The sequence below is a fragment of the Stenotrophomonas sp. STEN056 genome, from assembly GCF_056759635.1.
On the sequence record NZ_JBRRDL010000023.1, the window covers coordinates 40872 to 62431 of the forward strand.

Genomic DNA, 21560 nt, shown 5'->3' on the forward strand with positions numbered 1-21560 from the left:
TCACGCCTGCAGGCTGGCCAGTGATTCGGCCTGCAGGCGCTCGTAGATCGCGAATTCGTCGCTGACCTGCGCACCCAGCGCCTGCTCGAACGCATCGCGGTTGGCACGCGCGGCGTAGGCGCGCTGCTCGCCGCCGCCCAGGTTGGACTGGAAAATACCGGCGGCGCTGACCGGCAGGAAGTCTTCGTAGATGATCGGATCGGCCGTTGCCAGGCCGCGTTCGATCAGCACTTCCGCCGGCAGGCTGCGCTCGGAGGCAGGCAGTGCACGGCCGGCATCGGTCAGTGCATAGCGGTAGTAACCCAGCCCCTCGCGACGAAGCACGGCGTGCTCGTCCGGGAACGCGGCAAATGCATGTTCAAGGCGCTGCACATAATCGCCGCCGGTACTGCCGGCGCCATCACTCTCACGCGCCTGCGCCAGCAGCGTGTCGTACAAGGTGCGGCCCTTCGGCGTCAGTGCCAGGCCGCGCTGTTCGATCTCGCCGAAGCGCGCGGTATGGGTGCCGGCTTCGTTGTCGTCATGCGAGGGGAAGTGCACCATTTCCTCCAGCGCCTTGAAGCTGGTCTGGCGCAGCAGGATCGGGCAGGCACGGCGCGGCGGGCCTTCGATCACGGCCTTGGCGGCCAGGCCGCGCGCATGCATCTGCGCCTGCGCGGCATCGATGTCCAGCGTGCGCGGCGTGAGGTGGTTGATGTGCGGGCCACGGAAGCTGACCACGTCGGCCACCAGACGATGCGCGCCATGCAGCGCGTGGTAGGTATCCAGCGACACCGTGGCTTCGTTGTGCCAACGGAAGGTTTCCAGCGCTTCGACCACGAAACGCCAGGCGTCGTCCTCGCTCAGACCGCCGTCACGCTCGCACTGTTCAATGAGCTGCAGCACGCTGGGCGTAAAGATGTTGCGGCGGGAAAGAATATCTGCCGCCTGCGCGCGCAGGGTTTCGTTCTCGATCAACTCAAGGCGCAGCAGCGAGGTGAACACACGGAACGGGTTGCGGTTGAGCGACTCCCCGTCCACCGGCCGGAACGCAGTGGAATGCACCGGCACACCGGCAACGGACAAATCGTAATAACCCACCGGCTGCATGCCCATCACCGCGAACAGGCGGCCGAGCGTGGCCAGCTCCTGCGCGGTGCCGACGCGGATGGCGCCGTGGCGCTCCACATCCAGCCGCTCGCGTTCACCACTGCGTTGCATCTGTTCGGCCAGCGCCGGCTGCGCCGCCAGCACGGCGGCATTGACCTCCCCCACCAGTTCCACAAGCGTGCCGTACAGCGGCACCTCGGTACGGTACATATGCGACATGGCCTGCGAGAACAGGCTACGGATGTGGTCGGCGGAAACGAAACGGTCGGCAGTCATGACGAAGTGCGCAGGTACTGAATCGAAGGAAGCGCCATTTTCGCCCGGAATGCCCCGCGCCGACCATCTGCAGGGCAGCAATTGGCGTAGGAGCGGCCTCGGCCGCGAAGCTGACAATGCTGGCGCGGCCGGGGCTTTGAATCACAAGCCCCGGGGACTTGCACATATCCGGGCTACGGATTGCACGGCAGCGGTAACCCGTAGGAGCGGGCTCGGCCGCGAGGCGGGAAATGCCGCCGCTGGCAAAGCAGTGTGCAATGCGGAGGGTCGGGGAACGGTGTTCGTGCCCGCCTCGCGCCTGAAGGCGCTGCTACCCTTCCGTCCTGCGGGCCGCCGCATCGCGTTGCGCGCGGTCGCCGAGTTGGCGCCTGAGCAGCGTATCCAGCGTGATCGGGCGGTCCCAGTGGTCGTAGCTGGCAACAATGGCATGCCGCAGTGCCCGCCAATCCAGGTTTTCCGGTGGCGGTTGCAGGCTTTCCACGACCGTCTTCCAGTCCGCCTCCGGCTGGCTGGAGCGGGCGCGTACCAGTGTGCGGCAGGAGGCCTGGGTCACATGCGCCCAGAAACAGGCGAAGTAGACATCACCCGGCTTCCAGCCATGGTTGCCCAGCAGCGCCTGCACATAGGCCGGCCGCGCGCCGGCATAGCGCGAGAGTTCGTCGATGAAGGCGTCGGGATACCGGGCGGCATAGGCGTTGATGTCCGCCAGTTGCCGGTCCACCCAGGCATCGCCGGTTCCCGCTGCGTATTCGTCAACCGCGGGCACTGCCGCCGGTGCCGATTGCTGTGCGTGTGCCGCCAACGGCATGGCAAGCAACGCGCCCAGCAGCAGCGCGCAGCGGATGGACCACTGCCCGCTGCAACACCGGGCGCGCGATGCCGCCATCGTCAGTTGCCCGCCGCCTGCGCGGCAATGGCACGCACTGCTTCCGGCCACTGGTGTGCGGTGTCGGCGTGGTGCAGGCGCGGTGCGTCGTCGGACACACCGTGCTCGGCTTCGTGCGCCCAGGTGACGGCATACGGCGTGTACACGCCCCAGCCGCCCAGGCCCAGCACCGGCTCGATGTCCGAACGCAGCGAATTGCCAACCATCACAAAGCGTTCGGCCGGCAGGTTGAACTCGGCCAGTACGCGCGCGTAGGTGGATGGATCCTTCTCCGAGACGATCTCGATGCGCGGGAACAGGTCACGCAGGCCCGAGCGTTCGATCTTCTGCTCCTGGTGGAACAGGTCGCCCTTGGTGATCAGCACCACCGGGTACTCGGCCGCGATGGCCGCAACCGCCTCGCGCACGCCGTCGATCACGTCCACCGGGTGCTGCAGGGTGCGCCGGCCGATTTCGATGATCTGGTGCAGGTCATGCGCCGAGATCTTCTCGCCGGTCAATTCGATGGCGGCCTCCAGCATCGACAGGGTCATGCCCTTGGCGCCGTAGCCGAAGATTTCCAGGTTGCGGCGCTCGACCTTGAGCAGGTGCTGCGCGGTCTGCGCATCGTGCAGGTCGATGTAGTGGCCCAGGATGGCCTCGAACTCCTGCTCGGCCTTGCGGTAGTAGTCCTCGCTCTTCCAGAGCGTGTCATCGCCGTCAAAGCCGACCAGGCCGATGGCGGAAGGGGATGTGTTCGGGTTCATGCCGCACAGGATAACGCGTGCCTGTTGTGGAGTGGTTTTTGCGGTGGTGGTCATGGTTGAAAAGCGACCCCTCCCCAACCCTCCCCTGCGCGTTGCGCAAGGGAGGGAGTAATCCATGCAGAACCGAGCTGTGCCGCTTGTCCCCCTCCCTTTGGCAACGCCAAGGGGAGGGCTGGGGAGGGGTGCCTTTGATCCGCTCTGCGGGATTTCATCCCAGCCTACGGTTGGCCAACGACTCCCCCCAGCCCAGCCCCTCTTCCGCACGCGGCAGAGGGGCTGTCAGCGGCCGAGAACTACCGCGTTACTTCTGCTGCTTGGCCGCGTAGGCGCGGTATTCCTCCTGGGTCAGCTTGCCGTCCTTGTCGGCGTCGGCCTCGTCAAATACCTGGGCCAGGCCGGCGTTGGCCTGCGATTCGGCCTTGCTGATGCTGCCATCACCATCGGTGTCCACACTGTCCCAGGTCTGCCCGCCGCCATTGGCGGCCGCTGCGTCCTGGGCCTGGCTGGCCTGCTCCTGCTGCGCCTGGGCAGCCGCCTGATCCTGTGCATCCTGGGCCATGGCCGGCATTGCCAGCACCGAACCTGCAACGGCAACCAGGGCGAACAGCGAAGTGCGATTACGAAGGGTCATCAGGTGTTCCTCGTCTTTTGGGGAAACGTACGGAAACTCCGCACGACACCACCCTGACAAGCGGCAACTGAACCGTGTTGCCCCTGAAAACCCGCCGGAACACCGTGTTAACCACTGCGCGGACAAATGCGGTTACCGCGCTGGTTAGACGCTCGTGAAGCGGATGTAACACAGTGATTGGAGTGTTCCATCCATCGTGCCCAAGCAGGCAACGGCCGCGCTTATGGCCCGTTGTTGGTGTCAGCGGGCGCGTGCCGCGAACTGAACAACCACCAACCCAGGCCCACACCCACCGCCACACCGATCAACTCCAGCACCACGCGCGTACCCAACTGGTCCGGGTCATGGATGCTGGCCAGCGCCAGGCGGACGTACAACGGCGACTCCAGGCCCATCATTCCCAGATAGAACAGGTTCCAGGTGTCCACGCCGGCGGCGATGGCTGCCGCGGCCAGGCTTGCCCAGGCAATGGCATGCCCGTTGGACAAGCCCGTGCGCCTGCACACCTGCCACCACAACGCGAACACCACAAAGCCGATTGCCAGCGCAATCAGGGCCGCTTCCAGTGAACCCAGCAGGCCGTAATGCAGAACCAGATTCATGCGTGTGATGTGTGCAGGACGGGGATGCGCAGTCTACCCGCCACGGCCACGCTCATCGCACCGGGAAGTCATAGGCCGTATCCGGGCTCGGTTCCGGCTTGAAGGTGAAATGCCACCATTCCATTGGATAGTTGGCGAAGCCTTCGGCCTGCATGGCGTCCAGTAGCTGTTGACGGTTACTGCGCTGCTCCGGGCTGATGTCCGGGTTGTCGGTATGCGCGGCCGGGTCGAAGAAGTCGAAGCCGGTCCCCATGTCCACCGCGACACAGGTGCCGGTACGGCAATCCAGCAGCCCCAGGTCCACCGTCGCCGCACGGCTGTGGCCCGAGGTTTCGGCGATGTAACCATCCAGCAGGCGGCGCTTGTCCACATTCGGGTAGTAGCGCGCCTTGGCCTGCTGGTCACCCAGGTCGTGCGCCCAGGCCACGAACGATTTCACCGAATGTGCCGGGCGATAGCAGTCAAACAGCTGCAGGCTGTAGCCCTGTGCGCGCAGGCCGTTCTGCACCCGCGCCAGCGCCTGCGCCACCGGCTGCAGCAGATAGCAGCGCGGCGCGTCGTAGCCGGGCACCACCCGCCCGGTGAAGTTGTCCGTGGTGGCGTAGCGCATGTCCAAGGCAAAGCCCGGTGCCAATGTGGTGACATCCACCATGTTGGCATCGGCAGGCGTGGTGGCCGGCGATATCTCCACCGCCGGCGCGGCGCCGGCAACCACTGCCAATGTCACGGCCGCCAGCGTATTACGGGCAATCGCCGACACGCTGGAATTCAAGATCCTGGTAGTCATAGCTGAAGTCGATCTCCGGGTCGATGGCGCGCATGCGCATGACAGGGTGCGTCGCGTCGCCGGAAAATTCCAGCCAGGCCTCGGCATCGCCGCCCTGCGTGTCCCAGGCGACGAACCAGCGCTGCGCGCTGTGCATCACTTGTCCACGCATCTGCGGTGACTTGGTGGATGCGAAACGCAGCGCACCATCCTGCGGGCACAGCCTCACCTCGCCAAACCAGGCTTCACGCCAGATGCCGGCGTGCGCAGCGGAAGCATCATCCAGTGTTACCGGCGTTCGGCCCGGCATGGCCGGACGCACATGGCCGGCGGAGCGACGCTGCGCTGCTTCATCGTCAATGCGCTGCGCGTAATACAGCACATCGTGATTTTCCTTTGGCGCAGTGAAACGCTTGAGCATGGCCTGCATCAGGGCGGTGCGTGCATCCTCGGCGTCGCCATTGATCAGGATCACCACGCCGTTGCGGCTGTCGGGTAGCAAGGCCAGCGACGAGTACATGCCCGACAAGGTGCCGGTGTGCGCAACCTTCCACTGTCCGTCCATGTCGGACAGGCGCCAGCCGTAACCGTAGGCAAGGAAATGCGCGTTGTCCCATTCGCGCAGGCGTTGGCTGATCGGCATCGGCATGTGCGCAGTCCACAGCGCGCGGCGCTGGGTTGCGTCGAGCCAGCCGGGGGCCTGCGCGGGATCGAGCAACACCTGCATCCAGCGCAGCATGTCGTTGAGGCTGCAGCGGATGCCGCCGGCGGCCATCGACGGAAAATCATCCACGCGCGCGGCGTCCGGGGCGGCGGCAATGTTCTTGCCGGCCTGTCGGTAGTGCGGCCGGGCGATGTTGCCAGCGTCTGCCGGCGACCATTCGCCCACCTGGCAGCGCTGCATGTCCAGCGGCTCGAAGATTTCCTGGCGCACCAGCGCCGAATACGGCTTGCCGGCCGCGGCGGCAGCCACTTCACCGGCCACCACATACAGCAGGTTGTCGTAGGCGTAGTCGGCACGGAAGCTGCCGGTCGGCTTCAGGTGTGCCAGCCCGGCGATGATGTCGTTGCGATCAAAGTGATTCGGTTCGGGCCACAGCATCAGATCGCCGGCGCCCAATCCCAGACCGCTGTTGTGGATCAACAGGTCACGCACCTGCATGTTGCGCGTCACCCACGGGTCGTACATGCGGAACTGTGGCAGGTGCCTGGTCACCGGATCATCCCAGCGCAACGTGCCCGCCTGCACCAGCCGCGCAAGCACCGCAGCGGTCATCGCCTTGGTGTTGGAGGCAATCTTGAACAGGCTCTCGTCATTGACCGGCGTTCCCTCACCCACCGCCAACTCACCGCGGCTGATGCGACGGACCACCTTGCCATCGGCGATCACACCCACCGCGATCCCCGGCAGCTGGTAGCGCTGCACCGCCTGGTCGACCAAGGCGTCCATTCGCGCATCGTCGGCGTCGGCAGCGAGCACCGGGTTTGCCAGCAACAGGGCGGCGGTGGCCAGCAGGTATTTCAATCGCATCGTCATCACGCTCCACAAAAGCGAACGGCCCGCCGAAGCGGGCCGTCCATTCAACACACGATCAGAAGTTCCAGGTCACGACCAACTGCGCGTAACGCGGCGACTGCCAGCGCGTGCCGGTGCCGAAGGTGTCACGCTTCTCGCCCGGGTTTGCCTCGTAGCGCTGGTGCACGTTGATCACCGTCTGGCTGTTGAACAGGTTGTAGACCGACAGGCGTGCCGTCAGATCCACCGTCTCCACCGGCAGACGCCAGGTCACGTTGGCCCCCATGTTCCAGGTCCAGGGCAGGCGACCGAACGCACCACGTCCGGTCGGCTCCAGCACGCGCTCGTTCCACGGCTTGTCGCAGTTGGAAACGCACAGCCAACCCGAACCGCCACCGGAGCCTTCCGAGGCAAAGCCACCGGCGCCGACGCTGTCATCCGGCCAGACCACGCCGAACGCGGTGATCGGACCACCGGACTGCACCTGCAAGGTCGAGCCCACCGACCACTGTTCGTTGATCTGGTAACCGGCGCGGAACTTGAACTGATGACGGAAGTCATTGAACAGCACGCCATAGCGCTCGTTCACTGCCGGGTGGTCGTAGTACTGCACCATGCCGGTCGAGCCGAAGTTGGTATCGGAGTTGGTCGGGCCTTCCAGGTTGCCCTCGCTCTTGGACCACAGGTAGGACGCGTTGAACATCCACTTGTCGTCCCAGGCGCGGTCGATCTGGAACTCCACCGCCTTGTAGCGGCGCTTGGGCTTCTTGTAGCCCACCACTTCGCCGCTGCCACCCTTGATGTAACCATCCTTGGAGGTGTCGATGGTGATCCAACCTTCGTTGGCACAGCCAATGGAGGGATCGCCCCAGATGGTGACGTCACCGCCGCCGTTGCCGATGACCCACAGGTTCTTGCCCACCGGACCGCAGGGCGTGTGGTTGATGCGGATATCGTCGATCGCACGGTCCATCTTGCGATAGGTGGCATTCACGCCCCACGACCATGCCGGGTTGATCATCGCCTGGAAGCCCAGGATGAATTCGTCCTGGTATACCGCGTCGATGTCCCTGGAAACACTCTGGCGCAGGTCACCCGAGCCGGTGTTCATGCTGGTATCCGTCGGCCCGATCTGCTGGCCGATGATCGGTGCCATGTACTTGCTGCCGGTGATCGGGTTGACCTGCTCGGTCCAGCCATCCAGCGCGTAGTAGCGGTACTCGTCGGTCAGGCCACCGGCAAAATTGACGTTGATGTTGTTGGACACCGGCAGGTAGTAGCGGCCGGCATTACCGAACAGCTTGGTGCTGCCATCGCCCTTCATGTCCCAGGAGAACCCGACACGCGGCGCGATCAGGTTGTCCTGCTTGATGAAGGAGCTGCCGTCGGCGACCTTGTTGTTGAAGCTGTCCGAACGCAGGCCCAGGGTGACCAGCAGGTTCGGGGTGATGCTCCACTGGTCTTCGATGTAAAACGCGTTCGCGACGGTTTCAAACTTGCCGCCGGACACATTGCGGCGCGCCATCAGCATCTGCGTGACATTGGGCGGGATATAGACACCGGCGCCACCGAAGACTTCCGAGCCGGGGGTCGGCACGTAGGCGGTGTACATGGTGCCGCTGCCGGAGTAGCGCGACATCTGCTCGGTGGTCAGCTCCTCGCGGTCGGCACCGAAGCGGATCAGGTGGTTGCCGAGGGCCCATTCAAAATCCAGGCGCGCCGCATCGCGGGTATTGGTCATCTCCACGACGTTACGGCTCGGCGAGCAGCCCAGCGTCTTGTTCGGCATCGCGTTGAGGTAAGGCGCGTAGCTGTTCTTGCCGCTGGTGTTGCTGGTGATGAAATCACATACGTCATCGCCACCGGAGCGCTCATTGGCGTTGCGTTCGTTCTGGCCGATCATCGCCTTGGCGGTGAAATTCTGGCCAAAGTGACCCGTATAGGTAGCCGACCAGTTGGTGCCGCCGCCTTCGTCAGTGCCGGTGCCCGTCAGGTCTCCCACTGCATCCGAGGCCCAGTTGTACTTGTGCTTGGCGGTCTCGGTCTCGCCATCATCGGAGAAGGCCAGCAGCTCCAGGGTGTGGTTGTCGGTGATGTTCCAATCCAGCTTGCCGCCCCAGAAGCCATCGTTGGACTCGTCGTAGTTGTAGGCGGTCTGGCCACTTGAATAGCGCGAGTTGGTATCGCGGTTCTCGTACATCGCGAACAAGAACAGCTTGTCCTTGATGATCGGGCCCGATCCCCAGACATTGGTCTTGGTGAACGAGGAGCTGTCACGGCTGGCGAAGTGGCCATCGGTGGTGCTGCCCGGGTGGTAGTGGTCACGGCCGGCCGACTTCCAGGCGCTGGGCTCGAAGGTAACCTGCATGCCGCCTTCAAACTCGTTGGAGCCGGAGCGGGTAACAGCATTGATCACACCGCCGGTGGAACGGCCAAATTCCACCGAATAGCCGCCGGTCTTGACCTGGAATTCCTTGAAGAAGGCAAACGGCGGCGCCGAATAGCCCTGGCGGTCGTAGATGTCGGTGACGTTCAGGCCGTTGACGAAGATGGCGTTCTCGGCCACCGAAGAACCACCGAAGCTGATGCCGCCAAAGCTGGAATTGCCGCCGACCACGCCCGGCGCCAGCAGGGCAACGGAATCCATCGACTGCTCGACCGGCATGCGTGCCAGCTCTTCACGGTTGACGTTGAACGAGGACTCGGTGGAATAGACGTCCACCCGGTTGACGATCTGCGAGCCCCGCACCTGCACCGAATCCAACGTCACCGCGCCACCTGTGCCCCCGCCCAGGTTGACGGTGGTGGTGCCACCGAGTGAAACGCTGACGCCCAGCGGTTCCTTGTCGGATTCGCCGGCACGCTTGACCTGCAGGCTGTAGTCGCCCACCGGCAGCTGGCTCAGGCGGTAAGCACCATCGGCGCCCACCGTGACCGTGCGGGTCAGGCCGGTTGCATTGTTGACGATGGTGATCTGGTCACCGCTGGTGGCACGGCCTGCGATCGCACCTGTTGCGCTCTGCGCCATGACGCTGGGCGCCATGATGCCCAGACACGCACCCAATGCGACGGACAGCGCCGCCTTTTTCAACATTCTCTTGTTCATCCCCTGCTCTCTCCTGCAGATATTGGAAGTACCGCTCGATACAGCTCGTTATTTGTTCGCCGGCGACAGAACCTGCCACTGGAAGTCGTAGCCCCATTGGTCGAAATAGAGGTTGCCCCCTGCCCACTCCACTTCGCCGCGTTGCGAATCCACCGTTTCCGACCGGAAGTGCTGCTTGGCCGGCACCAGTGGTTGCGCGTAGTCATCGTTGAACGCGATGCGGTAGGCATCCAGCCCACCGAGGTAAAAGTCACGCAGTGCCGGCACATCGCTGGCCAGTGCGCCCGTGGTGACATCCATCGGCACCCAGCCGTAGGGCGCCAGGTACACCGCGCCCCAGTCGTGCAGGTTGCTGTAGCCCACTGCGTTGTCCGAATACACCATGCCCGACTGCCAACGCGCCGGGATGCCGTTCAAGCGCAGCAGTGCGATCAACAGCAACGTCTGCTGCCCGCAATCGGCGTGACCGGCGTGCAGCGCGTAATCGGAGAGGTTGCTGATGGTGGAATATTCGCGTGCACCGCCCCATGGAATGCGGTCCACCGCGGCGAAGAGCTTGCGGGTGATCAGGTACGGGTTGGTTTCATTGCCCACCACCTTGCGCGAGTACTCACGCAGGGCGGGGGTGAACACCACATGCGGCGCGCGCTCGGCCAGGTACGGTGCCAGCGCCGGGTCGGCGGGCGTCGGCAGCACCTTGTCCGGGTCGATGGCGATGTGGCGTGCATGCACGCTCACTTCATAGGTCACCGAAAATTCGGTCGGGGTGCCGGCAACCGCCTTGCGCTCCAGGTAGGCGGTGCGCTGCAGCGTTTCTTCCGGTGCCACCTGTGCACCGGCAGGCATGCTGGATACCCAGCGGATGTTGTCCTGCTGGCCGGGAATGGCACGCGGATAGGGAATCCACGCGCGCACGGTTTCCCCGGCCGGCACGGCATCGGCCTTGACCTTGATCGACTGCGTGACCCGCAGGTGACGCGGCACCAGGCTGCTGCCACCGCCGGCTGCCGCCGCATCAATCACTTCCACATGGTGCGGTGCCAGGCTTTCATACGGCCCCTGCACGGAGGGCTTGATGTCCGGCGAACGGCGGGCAGCGGCTTCGTCACTGAACAGGAACAGGTTCGACGGTGCGCGCTTGAACCAGCGCCGCTGGCCATCGATGTCCAGGTGTTCGATCAGGCCGGCCTGGTCCCAACGCTCGAATTCGTCCTCACGCAGATCGGGAATGTAGCGGCGCACCGCCGCCATCGCCTGGGCGCGGTCCAGGGTGAAGTCCAGCTGCATGCGGCGCATGCGCTCCTGCTCGAACAGGTAGGCCTGGCGCTGCGCATCGGCCATGCCCGGTTGCTGCAGGGCACGCTCAAGCTGGGCGTGGGCACCGGCAAAATCTCCGGCGTCCACGCGGCCGATGACCTGCTCCACCGTCTCCACGGCAGCGGCAAGGCTGCTGCCCGAGGCCAGGCACAGCAGCATGCCGCCAAGCCAGCGGCGGGCGGGGCGTGACAAAACGGGGACTTGGCGAACGGCTGAATCCACGGCAACACTTCCACGTGCAGGGTGGGGTAACCGCTGTGTAACACGCACCCGGTAGCGGGTCAATAATTTATTCTTGCTTTCACTGACGAAAGGAATAAGTATTCCATGGCATCTGAGAGGGGAGCTCCAATGACCACCATCCCGCCGCTGTCCCAGCGCCGCCGTTCTGCCCCGCTGTCCCGGGCCCTGATTCTTGCCATGGCCCTGTGCAGCGGGCCTGTGTTTGCGCTGTCGCCGCCGGTGACCAGCGTCCCACCAAGCCATGCCGGCATCATCGGGCTGGAGGACAGTTTCCTCGCAGCGCAGCACTGGATCGCGCAGCTGCCCAACCCGGATGCGGTGATCCTGGACCGTGCCGGCATCGACGCGCAGAACGCGCGCATGCGGCAGCTCGACAAATCCATTCACGACCTGCGTGCATTGCCGGCCACCCTGCCCCGCGCCCTGGTACAGGAGCAGATCAACGGCATCTCGCGCGCCCCCACCCGCACGCTGTATGACGTGCAGGGCAAACAGGTCAGCGCTGCCCAGCTGAAGGCCATCAGCGACAACCTGGCGCTGGCCAGCATTCCCGCCACCCGGCCCCTGCAGTACGGCCTGGTGGTGCACCGCGCCGCGTTGCGCGCCTTCCCCACCGAGCTGCGTGTGTTCAGCACGCAGGGGGACACCGACATCGACCGCTTCCAGGAGTCGGCACTGTTCCCGGGCGATGCGGTGGCGGTGCTGCATGAAAGCGCGGACGGCAAGTGGGTGTTCGTCAGCAGCGAGCGCTATGCGGCGTGGATGGAAAAACGCTTCGTCGGCGTCGGTACCGCCGAGCAGGTATTCGGCTACGGCAAGGCAGCAGCGCACCGGGTGATCACCGGCGCCACCGCGCGCACCGCATACACACCGGAAGAACCGCGCGTGTCGGACCTGCAGCTGGAAATGGGCGTGCGCGTGCCGGTACTCAGCGACTGGCCGGCAATGACCCCGGTCAACGGCCAGCAGGCGCACGCCAGCCATGTCATCCAGTTGCCGGTGCGCAACGACGACGGCAGCCTGGCGCTGGTGCCGGCCCTGTTGCCGCGCTCGCAGGACACCGCCGCCGACTACCTGCCGCTGACCCAGGCCAACCTCATCACCCAGGCCTTCAAGTTCCTCGGCGAGCGCTACGGCTGGGGCCACGCCTACGACACCCGCGACTGCAGTGGCTTTGTATCGGAGATCTACCGCAGCTTCGGCGTGCTGCTGCCGCGCAATACCAGCGCGCAGGCGGTGAGCCCGGCCCTGGACCGCATCGCCTTCAGCGACAAGGACAGCAAGGCCCAGCGCGATGACGCCATCGGCAAGCTGCAGGTCGGCGACCTGGTCTATATCCCCGGCCACGTGATGATGGCCATCGGCGATGCCAACGGCATGACCTGGGTGATCCATGACACCGCCGGCGGCAGCTGGTTCGACGCCGGCGGCAAGCGTGTGCACGCCGCGCTCAATGGTGTCTCGGTAACGCCACTGGAGCCGATGATGGCCAGTGATACCGACCGTTACATCGACCGCATGACCAACATCCAGCGCATCCGCCCACAAGCCACCAAATGAAGATCACCGACATCGAACTGGGCATGCTCCGCGTGCCCCTGAAAACGCCGTTCAAGACCGCGCTGCGCACCGTGGAGACCATGGAGGACGTGGTGGTGCTGATACGCACCGACAGCGGCCACACCGGCTACGGCGAAGCACCGCCGACAGCGGTGATCACCGGCGACACGCACGGCTCGATCATTGAAGCCATCAACACCTTCATCAAACCGCGTTTGATTGGCGAAGACATCGCCAACCTCAACCGCATCTGCGGGCTCATCCAGTCCTCGCTGGAGCGCAACACCAGCGCCAAGGCAGCGGTGGAAATCGCCGTCTACGACCTGTGGGCGCAGCTGCACGGCGCACCGCTGTACCAGATGCTCGGCGGCGGCGACCCGGTGATCACCACCGACATCACCATCAGCGTGGACTACATCGACAAGATGGTGGCCGATTCGCTGTCGGCGGTGGAACGCGGCTTTGAGTCGTTGAAGATCAAGGTGGGCAAGGACATCGGCCTGGACATCGAGCGGGTCAAGGCGATCCACGCCGCCGTCGAAGGCCGCGCCCTGCTGCGCCTGGACGCCAACCAGGGCTGGACCGCCAAGCAGGCGGTCTATGCGATGCGCGAGCTGGAAAACTCCGGCGTGATCCTGGAACTGCTGGAGCAGCCGGTGAAGGCCGCCGACATCGCCGGCATGAAGTACGTGACCGAACGGGTCAACACGCCGGTGATGGCGGACGAAAGCGTGTTCAGCCCGCACCAGGTATTCGACCTGATCCAGCAGGGTGCAGCGGACATCATCAACATCAAGCTGATGAAGACCGGCGGCATCTCCAACGCGATCAAGATTGCCGACATTGCCGCGTTGTACGGTGTGCCGTGCATGATCGGCTGCATGCTGGAGTCCAGCATCAGCGTGGCCGCGGCGGTGCACCTGGCGGTGGCCAAGTCCGGCGCGATCAGCAAGGTGGATCTGGATGGCCCGTCGCTGAGCCAGTTCAACCCGGTAGAAGGCGGGGTGATCTTCAACGAATCGGAGATCAGCATCACCGATGCACCGGGTTTGGGCATCGTGGAGGTACGCGGGCTGGAGATGATCAAGCCGTGACCGCACCGGCGACAGCACGCTGCGCAGATGCAGTGGCTGTCGCTGCCCCAACGCACGCCCGCACCTCTGAAACAGCACCTGCCAAAGCAGGTGCTGTTTTGTTTTGCAATGCAGCGCGGACACGGATTCGCACTCATACTCCCAGCAATGCTGTCGCTTTCACCCCCTCCCTTGCGCAACGCGCAGGGGGTGAAGAGGACCGTTTGCACGCCACTGGCGTGCGGTCCGATGAACGCCCGAAGGCTGTGCATGAGGGCCGGGCGGGCTGGGGAGGGGTAGCTTCTGCTGTAGCTTCTGCTGTTGCTTCTGCTGTTGCTTCTGCTGTTGCTTCCGCCTTTGACTCACCGGGTTCTCTTCCGCAGCGACGGAGCCGACGGACAAGACCCCGCAGGGGCGGCGTGCATGGATGCACGTCGTTTTTCGACGAGACAGGGATGTCTCGTCGAAAAATCCCGGCGGCGCAGTGGACCCATGTCGCGCAGCGGCGTGGGCGCGGAGGCAGGGCGTGCTTTCTTTGGGCCACGTTTCTTTGCACGAGCAAAGAAAGGTGCGCTCGCGCCCCAAAGGGGGGCGAAAGCCTTTGCACTTGCCTTTGCTCCCTACTTTCCACAAAGAAAAGCACAAGATCAGGAGCAAGGGCTTTCTCTCCCCTACGGGGAGCGAGTTACTTTTCTTTGCTTGTGCAAAGAAAAGCTAACCAAAAGAAGCGCTCTTCAACAGCCGAATGGCTGGTCAAGCACACCCTGCCTACGCGCCCACAATGCTGCGCATTGTGGGTTCACTCCACTGGCAGGATTTTTCGACGAGACATCCCTGTCTCGTCGAAAAACGACGCACATCCGTGTGCGTCGCCCCGTTCGGGGTCTTGTCTGCCAGCTCCGTCGCTGCGGAAGGGAACCCGGTGGAGCAAGAGCCGAAGCAGATGCAAATGCCACAGCAACTGCACCCCTCCCCCGCCCTCCCCTGCGCGTTGCGCAAGGGAGGGAGCTGGAGCAACAGCAGTAGCATCTGCAACTGTGCCCCCGCGCCACCCAGCCCACCACAAACCACCACAATCCCTTAGAGTCGCCACCGGACAACCGACAGCCCGCCCATGCCACCCCTGCTGAAAATCCGCTCAGAACGCGAACAGATGTCGGCCATCGAACGGCGCATCGCCGACTTCATCCTCGACAACGCCCACCTGCTGCGCGACTACTCCTCCCAGCAACTGGCCAATGCCCTGGGCATCAGCCAGTCCAGCGTGGTCAAGTTCAGCCAGAAACTCGGCTTCAAAGGCTACCCGGACCTGAAATACTCCATCGGCGCGGCCGTCGCACTGGCCGGCAACGGCGACACCACCGACTGGCCGCCGGAAGACCAGCCCGGCGGCTACCTGCAGGCCGCCGAAACCCTGCGGCGTGCCAAGGTGGCCGCCGAAGAAGAAACCATGGTCGCCAACCCGCAGACTGACGTGGAAGCCGTCATTGCCCTGCTCGACAACGCCCCCAAGGTCTTCATCTATGGCCTTGGCGACGACGGCCTGTATGCGCGCGAATTCGCCATGCGGCTCTCGCTGCTGGGCATCCTCACCGTGCAGCATGCCGACCCCATCCTGATGACAGCCAACCTGTCGGCCGCGCGGCCCGGCGATGTACTGCTGGTGTTCTCCGAGTTCGGCAAACTGCCGCAACTGTGGCAGTTGTCCCGCCAGTTCCAGGAAGTGGGTGGCAAGGTCGTCTCCATCACCCGCCATACCGCCAACCCCTTGCGCGCGCATGCCGATGCATCGCTGGCCATCTGCGCACATGACCTGCAGCCACCCATCGCGCAACTGTTGTACCGTTGCTCGTTGCAGTACCTGCTCGATTTCGTGTTCGTGCTGCTGTGCCAATCCAATCCGGACCGGCAACAGCAGCTGGCACTGAACCAGGAACGCATCCAGCACCTGATCGACAACTGACCGCCGGAGCCGCCATGCCTGCTTGTATCCCATCCAATCCGCGGTACCTGCAGTCAGCCCCGGCATGTCTGCAGCGAGCGGCCTGGCCTTGAGCATCGCCACCTGCACAACCGTTTTTCCTCTTTCCACTTTCGGTAAACGCACCCGCCCATGACCGTCAGTCCACCTGCTTCCCGTTTCACGCTTTCCGCACCCGTCAAGGTGCTGATCGCACTGGTGATCGCCGCCATCGTGGGTTTGTCACTGACCGCCTACGACCAGGCACTGGCACTGAAGGTTGCCGATGTCGTGCGGCCAGTCGGCCGGCTGTGGCTCAATGCCCTGCAGATGACAGTGGTGCCACTGGTCACCGCGCTGGTGATCGTCGGCGTCAACACCGCCAGCAACGCAGCCGCTTCTGGTCGCACCGCACGCAACGCGATCATCGTGTTCCTGGTGCTGCTGGTGGGCTCGGCGGCGTTCTCCGCAGTGGTCACCCCGGCGTTGCTGGACCTGCTGCCGCGCGACGCCGCCACCATCGAGACCTTCCGCGAGGCGCTGCGCTCGCCGGCAGCCCCTGCCGCGCCGCTCAGTGCCGCGCAGTGGATCAGTTCGCTGATTCCCAGCAATGCCCTGTCTGCGGCGGCGTCCTCGGCGATGTTGCCGCTGGTGGTGTTCGCCATGTTCTTCGGCTTTGCATTGAGCCGCCAGGAAGCCGAGCGCCGCGACCGCATCCTGGACATCATCCGCATCGTCGCCGACACCATGATCACCGTCGTGCGCTGGGTGCTGTGGGCCGCCCCGGTCGGCGTGTTTGCGCTGGTTTTGGTGGTGTGTGCCGAAGTGGGCATGAGCGTGCTCGGCGTGCTCGGTTACTACATCGTGCTGATGTGCGTGATCTACATCCTGATCACCCTGCTGCTGTATGTCGTCGCCCGCGTCGCCGCAGGCGAGCCGCTGCGCCGTTTGGCCAGTGCCCTGGTGCCGGTGCAGGTGATTGCCGGCAGTACCCAGTCATCCCTGGCTTCGCTGCCGGCGATGATCGACAGCGCGCGCAACCGCCTGGGTTATCCGGCGGCATTGACCGCCCTGGTGCTGCCGATGGCGGTGTCGCTGTTCCGCATCACCAGCCCGGCGCAGTACATCGCCGTGGCCAGCTTCATCGCCTGGCTGTATGGCATTGACGTGCACGCCTCGCAGTTCGCGGTGGCGGTGCTGCTGGCAGCGGTCATCAGCATGGGCTCCACCGGCCTGCCGGGCCAGGCCAACTTCATGACCAACAACCTGCCCATCACCCAGAGCCTGGGCCTGCCGGTGGAACCACTCGGCGTGCTGCTGGCGGTGGACACCATCCCCGATGTGTTCTGCACCATCGGCAACGCCACCGGCGGCGTCACCGCCACCGGCATTGTTGCCAGGCACACGCCCGCGCAACCGGATGAAGGCGCCGACGGCAACAGCTGACGGACTGCAGCCGCACCCGCCGTGACGGGTGCGGCCTTGAATCACTCCTGCGGCGGCAGCGGCGGCGCGCCATATACGGCGTCAGCGGCCATCACATCGCGGGTGTTCTTCTGCACTGCCACTGCACCAAACAGCGACAAGGCGAAGGACATGCCATAGAAGCCCTTCTCGCTGAGCAGCAAGGTGGCATTCCACAGCCCCACCAACAGCAGCAACAACGCGCACAGCAGCGCGAACCAGCACAGGCTGTAGTAGAGGTTGCTCACCGGAATAGCCTCCACCCGGTCACGCACGCTCTTCTGCAGCGACACCGCGGCAAACAAGCCAAACAGCAGCAAGGTCAGGTAGTAGCCCTTCTCGTTCAACTGCATTTCGGCATTGAACAGGCCCACCAGATAGGCCACCGCGCCCAGCAGCAACGCGGTCCACGATGCTGCGATAAAGGCCGCCGACGGCCGTTGCACCTGCTGTTTCATCACAAAACTCCCTTTATGGATGGCAAGACCCGCCGACGGCGGGCACAGGCCGTACGTTAGGCGATTCCCGGCCTGCCTCACATCCCCCCGGGCACATGGTGTAAAACCCTGCCTTGGTATCGCATCCGCTCCCGGAGACCTCCATGAATCGTCCCCTGCTGCTTTCGATGACACTCGCGCTCGCGCCGTTGCTGTTCACCAGCGCCTGCTCCGCGCAGCAACCCGACCCCGCCGCGGAGGCCGCGCTGAAGCCGGCGCAGTGGCCGTTCACCGCCACCGAGGCCGGCCGCTTCAACGAGCCCTGGGCGATGACCTTCCTGCCCGATGGCAGCGCGTTGATCACCGAAAAGGCCGGCAAGCTGATCCACTTCGACCCCGCCAGCGGCAAGAAGGCCGAGATCACCGGCGTGCCAGCCGTGGCCTATGGCGGCCAGGGCGGCTTTGGCGATGTGGTCGTGCATCCGCAGTTCGCCAGCAACGGGCTGGTGTATTACAGCTATGCCGAAGAAGGCGAAGCTGACACGCGCGGCGCAGCCGTCGCACGCGCCAAGCTGGTACTCAATGCCGATGGCGGTGGCCAGCTCAGCGATGCGCAGGTGATCTGGCGGCAGACACCCAAGGTCAGCGGGCGCGGCCATTACGGCCACCGCATGGCATTTGGCCCGGACGGCAAGCTGTGGATCAGCTCCAGCGAGCGGCAGAAGTTCGACCCGGCCCAGGACATGACCACCAACCTGGGCAAGATCATCCGCATCAATGACGACGGCAGCATTCCGGCTGACAACCCGTTCCTCGCGCAGGGTTCGCCCGCCGACCAGGTGTGGTCACTGGGCCACCGCAGCGTGCTGGGCCTGGCCTTCGACGGCAACGGCAAGCTGTGGGAACACGAGATGGGCCCCAAGGGCGGCGATGAGCTGAACCTGATCCAGCGCGGCGGCAACTACGGCTACCCCATCGTTTCCAATGGCGACCACTACGACGGCCGCCCGATTCCCGACCACGACACCCGCCCGGAATTCATCGCCCCGGTGGTGACCTGGCGCCAGGTGATCTCACCGGCCGGCTTCATCATCTACAACGGCAGCCAGTTCCCGCAGTGGCAGGGCAGCGGCTTCATCGGCGGGCTGTCGTCCAAGTCGCTGGTGCGTGTTGCCTTTGACGGTGACAGCGCACGCGAGGCCGAACGCTTCGACATGGGCAACCGCATCCGTGAAGTGGAACAAGGCCCCGATGGCGCCCTGTGGCTGCTGGAAGACGGCAGCAATGGGCGCTTGCTGAAGCTGACACCCAAGGCCGGTTGAAGCAGCACACCGCGGCAGGAGCGGCCTTGGCCGCGAAGCACGTAGCGCTTCGGGCGCATCGGCTTCGCGACTGAAGTCGCTCCTACGCAACAACGCACAATCTGGTGGCAGGAGCGGGCTAGGCCGCGAAGCCGGCGCGGCTTCCGGCGTGTGCGATCTCGATAGGTGCAGGTTGCGGATGCTGTGGTCAGCGATGGCAGGTTGGCTCACGCGCCGCCTGCTTCGCGGCCAAGGCCGCTCCTACACGTTCCCTTATTTGCCCAGCAACTCGAACGTCACCGGCTCGCCACTGGCCGACGAAGCACAGACCCACACGTCGAACAAACCCGGTTCGGCGCGGAACACGCCATCCACGCCGGTGAAGGCAAGCTGCCCGCGCTGCAGGCGGAACTGCACCTGCTTCGATTCCCCCGCTGCCAAGGCGATCTTGCGGAAGTCCTTCAACTCGCGCACCGGCCGCACGCGGCTGGCGACGCGGTCATGCACATACAGCTGCACTACTTCCTCACCTGCGACCGTGCCGGTGTTGGTGACGGTGGTGCTGATGACCAACTCACCGTCCCAATCCAGCTGCGGCGTACTCAGACGCGGCGCATCGTAGGCAAAGGTGGTGTACGCCATGCCGTGGCCAAACGCATACAGCGGCGCATTCGGAATCTCGCGCCAGCGTGATTTGAACTCGGTGACGCCCGGCAGTTCCGGGCGACCGCTGCGCGGGTGGTTGTAGAAGAACGGCTGCTGGCCCGAGGCCAGCGGAAAACTCACCGGCAAACGTGCCGACGGGCTGTAATCGCCAAACAACACATCGGCCACCGCCGGGCCGGTCTGTGTGCCGAGATACCACGTCACCGCGATGGCCTGTGCATCACGCACCGCGCCCTGCAGCGCCAGTGCGCGGCCATTGCGCAGCAGCACCACGACCGGCGTGCCGGTGGCGGCCACGGCCTCGGCCAGTGCCTGCTGTGCCGGCGGCAAGGTGAGCTCCACCCGCGACTGCGCCTCGCCGGTGTAACGCTGCGGTTCGCCCAGCGCCAGCACCACCACATCGGCGCGCTGCGCGGCCGCCACCGCCGCATCAATGCCGCCATCGATCGGCGCTTCAAGCGCGCAACCGGGCACGATCTCCAACATGGCGTCGTCGCCCAGCGCGGCGCGCACGCCGCTTTCCAGGGTGACGTAACGCGCCTTGTCGCCGAACAGGGTCCAGCAGCCTTCGATGTTGTCGCGGTCCTGCACAAACGGCCCGATCAGCGCGATCTTCTGCCCGCGCTTGCGCAACGGCAGCACCGCATCGTCGTTCTTCAGCAGCACGATGGAGCGCCGCGCCGCATCGCGCGACAAGGCATCGTGTGCGGCGATATGTGATTGATTGGCCTCGCGCGCCGGGTCCAGCGAACGGTACGGATCATCAAACAGACCAATCGTTTCCTTGAGCTGCAGGATGCGTCGCACCGAGGCATCGAGCACCGCCATCGGCACCTCGCCTGCTTTCACCAAAGCTGCCAGATGCTGGTCGTAGAAACCGCTCTGCATGCTCAGGTCCAGGCCCGCCATGAACGCCTTGCGCGTGGCATCCACTTCGTCGGCCGCGTAACCGTGCGCAATCAATTCCATGTCGGCGGTGTAGTCCGAAACCACCACGCCCTCGAACTTCCACTCATCCCGCAGCAGCCCGGTAAGCAGCGCGCGGTTGGCGCTGGCCGGCACGCCGTTGATGTCGTTGAAGGCACTCATCACCGCCAATGCACCGGCATCCAACGCGGCCTTGAACGGCGGCAGGTGGGTGTCGCGCAGGGTCTGCGGCGAGATGTCCACCGGCGCGTATTCCATGCCGGCGGCCACTGCGCCATAGGCGGCGAAATGCTTGGGCGTGGACAGCAGTGCATCGGCGGCCTTCAGATCATCGCCCTGGAAGCCGCGCACGCGCGCCACCGCAAACGCCGTGCCCAGCACCACGTCTTCGCCGGCACCTTCGGCGCCGCGCCCCCAGCGCTGGTCGCGGGCGATATCCACCGCCGGCGCGTAGGTCCAGTGAATGCCGGCGGCGGTGGCTTCGATGGCGGTGGCGCGTGCGGTGCGCTGGGCCAGGTCCGGCTCGAAGCTGGCCGCTTCGCCCAGCGGGATCGGGAACACCGTGCGCATGCCGTGGATGACATCGGCCGCCAGGATCACCGGAATGCCCAGCCGGCTCTGTTCCACCGCCACCTGCTGGATGCGGCGCCCCGCCTCCGCGCCGACGCCATTGAACAGCGAACCCACCCGGCCGGCGCGCACCTGCTCCAGCACCTGTTCGGCGTTGCGGACGTTGGCTTCCGGGTTCACGTCGGGGGCGAACGGGCGAACCATGTCGGCGAACACGCCCAACTGGCCGACCTTCTCCTCAACGGTCATCCGGGCGATCAGCGATTCAATGCGGTCTGAAGCCACCGGCAATCCTTACTCAAATGGGAACGTTTGCTCGGCGCGGATTCTAGCGCCACCGCCGTGAAGCACACCCCCGTGTAGTGCCGCCCCCCGCACTGCCCACACCCCCCCCCCCCAGGGCGAAACCACGGGGGGGGAGGGG

16 protein-coding genes are annotated in these 21560 nt (G+C 64.9%); 5 read left to right on the forward strand and 11 right to left on the reverse strand.

Annotation, left to right across the window (positions count from 1 at the left end; translation table 11 throughout):
- From hglS to ACVOLO_RS12885, 9 genes are all read right to left on the reverse strand, one after another.
- Positions 1 to 1365: a 2-oxoadipate dioxygenase/decarboxylase HglS gene (hglS, locus tag ACVOLO_RS12845; protein WP_481570701.1), complete on the reverse strand. Its 1365-nt coding sequence runs from the start codon at positions 1363 to 1365 to the stop codon at positions 1 to 3.
- A 310-nt stretch (positions 1366 to 1675) separates the two neighbouring features.
- Entirely contained in the window at positions 1676 to 2251 is a 576-nt protein-coding gene (locus ACVOLO_RS12850) for a hypothetical protein (RefSeq protein WP_481570702.1), read from the reverse strand.
- Positions 2252 to 2253: 2 nt separating this feature from the next.
- Positions 2254 to 2997: an HAD family hydrolase gene (locus ACVOLO_RS12855; protein ID WP_481570717.1), complete on the reverse strand. Its 744-nt coding sequence runs from the start codon at positions 2995 to 2997 to the stop codon at positions 2254 to 2256.
- Between the two features lie 301 nt (positions 2998 to 3298).
- Positions 3299 to 3628, reverse strand: a complete 330-nt coding sequence (locus ACVOLO_RS12860; protein WP_481570703.1) for an EF-hand domain-containing protein — start codon at positions 3626 to 3628, stop codon at positions 3299 to 3301.
- A 221-nt stretch (positions 3629 to 3849) separates the two neighbouring features.
- A complete protein-coding gene (locus ACVOLO_RS12865) occupies positions 3850 to 4230 on the reverse strand; it encodes a hypothetical protein (protein WP_481570704.1) in 381 nt (126 codons plus the stop codon).
- Between the two features lie 52 nt (positions 4231 to 4282).
- Entirely contained in the window at positions 4283 to 5017 is a 735-nt protein-coding gene (locus tag ACVOLO_RS12870; RefSeq protein WP_481570705.1) for a M15 family metallopeptidase, read from the reverse strand.
- On the reverse strand, positions 4971 to 6533 hold the full coding sequence (locus ACVOLO_RS12875; RefSeq protein WP_481570706.1) for a serine hydrolase domain-containing protein: 1563 nt from the start codon (positions 6531 to 6533) through the stop codon (positions 4971 to 4973). Before ACVOLO_RS12875 ends, ACVOLO_RS12870 begins: the two co-directional genes overlap by 47 nt.
- 55 nt (positions 6534 to 6588) lie before the next feature.
- On the reverse strand, positions 6589 to 9618 hold the full coding sequence (locus ACVOLO_RS12880; protein WP_481570707.1) for a TonB-dependent receptor: 3030 nt from the start codon (positions 9616 to 9618) through the stop codon (positions 6589 to 6591).
- Between the two features lie 48 nt (positions 9619 to 9666).
- Positions 9667 to 11157 carry a transglutaminase-like domain-containing protein gene (locus tag ACVOLO_RS12885; RefSeq protein ID WP_481570708.1) on the reverse strand — a complete coding sequence of 497 codons (1491 nt, stop codon included), beginning with the start codon at positions 11155 to 11157 and terminating at the stop codon, positions 9667 to 9669.
- 129 nt (positions 11158 to 11286) lie between these two features.
- Between ACVOLO_RS12885 and ACVOLO_RS12890 the strand changes: the two genes are divergently transcribed.
- From ACVOLO_RS12890 to ACVOLO_RS12905, 4 genes are all read left to right on the forward strand, one after another.
- Positions 11287 to 12738, forward strand: coding sequence for a C40 family peptidase (locus ACVOLO_RS12890; RefSeq protein ID WP_481570709.1), 1452 nt, complete (start codon positions 11287 to 11289; stop codon positions 12736 to 12738).
- On the forward strand, positions 12735 to 13832 hold the full coding sequence (locus ACVOLO_RS12895) for a dipeptide epimerase (protein WP_481570710.1): 1098 nt from the start codon (positions 12735 to 12737) through the stop codon (positions 13830 to 13832). The genes ACVOLO_RS12890 and ACVOLO_RS12895 overlap by 4 nt, the downstream gene beginning before the upstream one ends.
- Before the next feature lie 1093 nt (positions 13833 to 14925).
- Positions 14926 to 15774 (forward strand): MurR/RpiR family transcriptional regulator, encoded by an 849-nt coding sequence (locus tag ACVOLO_RS12900; protein WP_481570711.1) that lies wholly within the window; start codon positions 14926 to 14928, stop codon positions 15772 to 15774.
- Between the two features lie 150 nt (positions 15775 to 15924).
- Positions 15925 to 17217 (forward strand): dicarboxylate/amino acid:cation symporter, encoded by a 1293-nt coding sequence (locus tag ACVOLO_RS12905; RefSeq protein WP_481570712.1) that lies wholly within the window; start codon positions 15925 to 15927, stop codon positions 17215 to 17217.
- A 41-nt stretch (positions 17218 to 17258) separates the two neighbouring features.
- Here ACVOLO_RS12905 and yiaA read toward each other — a convergent pair whose 3' ends face one another.
- On the reverse strand, positions 17259 to 17693 hold the full coding sequence (gene yiaA, locus ACVOLO_RS12910) for an inner membrane protein YiaA (RefSeq protein ID WP_481570713.1): 435 nt from the start codon (positions 17691 to 17693) through the stop codon (positions 17259 to 17261).
- A 143-nt stretch (positions 17694 to 17836) separates the two neighbouring features.
- Here yiaA and ACVOLO_RS12915 point away from each other — a divergent pair, with 143 nt between their 5' ends.
- A complete protein-coding gene (locus ACVOLO_RS12915; RefSeq protein WP_481570714.1) occupies positions 17837 to 18994 on the forward strand; it encodes a PQQ-dependent sugar dehydrogenase in 1158 nt (385 codons plus the stop codon).
- 252 nt (positions 18995 to 19246) lie between these two features.
- Here the strand turns inward: ACVOLO_RS12915 and ACVOLO_RS12920 are convergent, their stop codons facing one another.
- Entirely contained in the window at positions 19247 to 21421 is a 2175-nt protein-coding gene (locus ACVOLO_RS12920) for a glycoside hydrolase family 3 N-terminal domain-containing protein (protein ID WP_481570715.1), read from the reverse strand.
- Positions 21422 to 21560 lie beyond the last annotated feature (139 nt).

Excerpts from the sequence above, each read along its gene's own strand:
- ACVOLO_RS12900 (WP_481570711.1), top strand. The coding sequence starts at position 14,926 with ATGCCACCCCTGCTGAAAATCCGCTCAGAACGCGAACAGATGTCGGCC.
- ACVOLO_RS12855 (WP_481570717.1), bottom strand. The coding sequence starts at position 2,997 with ATGAACCCGAACACATCCCCTTCCGCCATCGGCCTGGTCGGCTTTGAC.
- ACVOLO_RS12860 (WP_481570703.1), bottom strand. The coding sequence starts at position 3,628 with ATGACCCTTCGTAATCGCACTTCGCTGTTCGCCCTGGTTGCCGTTGCA.
- ACVOLO_RS12865 (WP_481570704.1), bottom strand. The coding sequence starts at position 4,230 with ATGAATCTGGTTCTGCATTACGGCCTGCTGGGTTCACTGGAAGCGGCC.
- ACVOLO_RS12895 (WP_481570710.1), top strand. The coding sequence starts at position 12,735 with ATGAAGATCACCGACATCGAACTGGGCATGCTCCGCGTGCCCCTGAAA.
- ACVOLO_RS12875 (WP_481570706.1), bottom strand. The coding sequence starts at position 6,533 with ATGACGATGCGATTGAAATACCTGCTGGCCACCGCCGCCCTGTTGCTG.
- ACVOLO_RS12905 (WP_481570712.1), top strand. The coding sequence starts at position 15,925 with ATGACCGTCAGTCCACCTGCTTCCCGTTTCACGCTTTCCGCACCCGTC.
- ACVOLO_RS12870 (WP_481570705.1), bottom strand. The coding sequence starts at position 5,017 with ATGACTACCAGGATCTTGAATTCCAGCGTGTCGGCGATTGCCCGTAAT.
- ACVOLO_RS12850 (WP_481570702.1), bottom strand. The coding sequence starts at position 2,251 with ATGGCGGCATCGCGCGCCCGGTGTTGCAGCGGGCAGTGGTCCATCCGC.
- ACVOLO_RS12915 (WP_481570714.1), top strand. The coding sequence starts at position 17,837 with ATGAATCGTCCCCTGCTGCTTTCGATGACACTCGCGCTCGCGCCGTTG.
- hglS (WP_481570701.1), bottom strand. The coding sequence starts at position 1,365 with ATGACTGCCGACCGTTTCGTTTCCGCCGACCACATCCGTAGCCTGTTC.
- yiaA (WP_481570713.1), bottom strand. The coding sequence starts at position 17,693 with ATGAAACAGCAGGTGCAACGGCCGTCGGCGGCCTTTATCGCAGCATCG.
- ACVOLO_RS12880 (WP_481570707.1), bottom strand. The coding sequence starts at position 9,618 with ATGAACAAGAGAATGTTGAAAAAGGCGGCGCTGTCCGTCGCATTGGGT.
- ACVOLO_RS12890 (WP_481570709.1), top strand. The coding sequence starts at position 11,287 with ATGACCACCATCCCGCCGCTGTCCCAGCGCCGCCGTTCTGCCCCGCTG.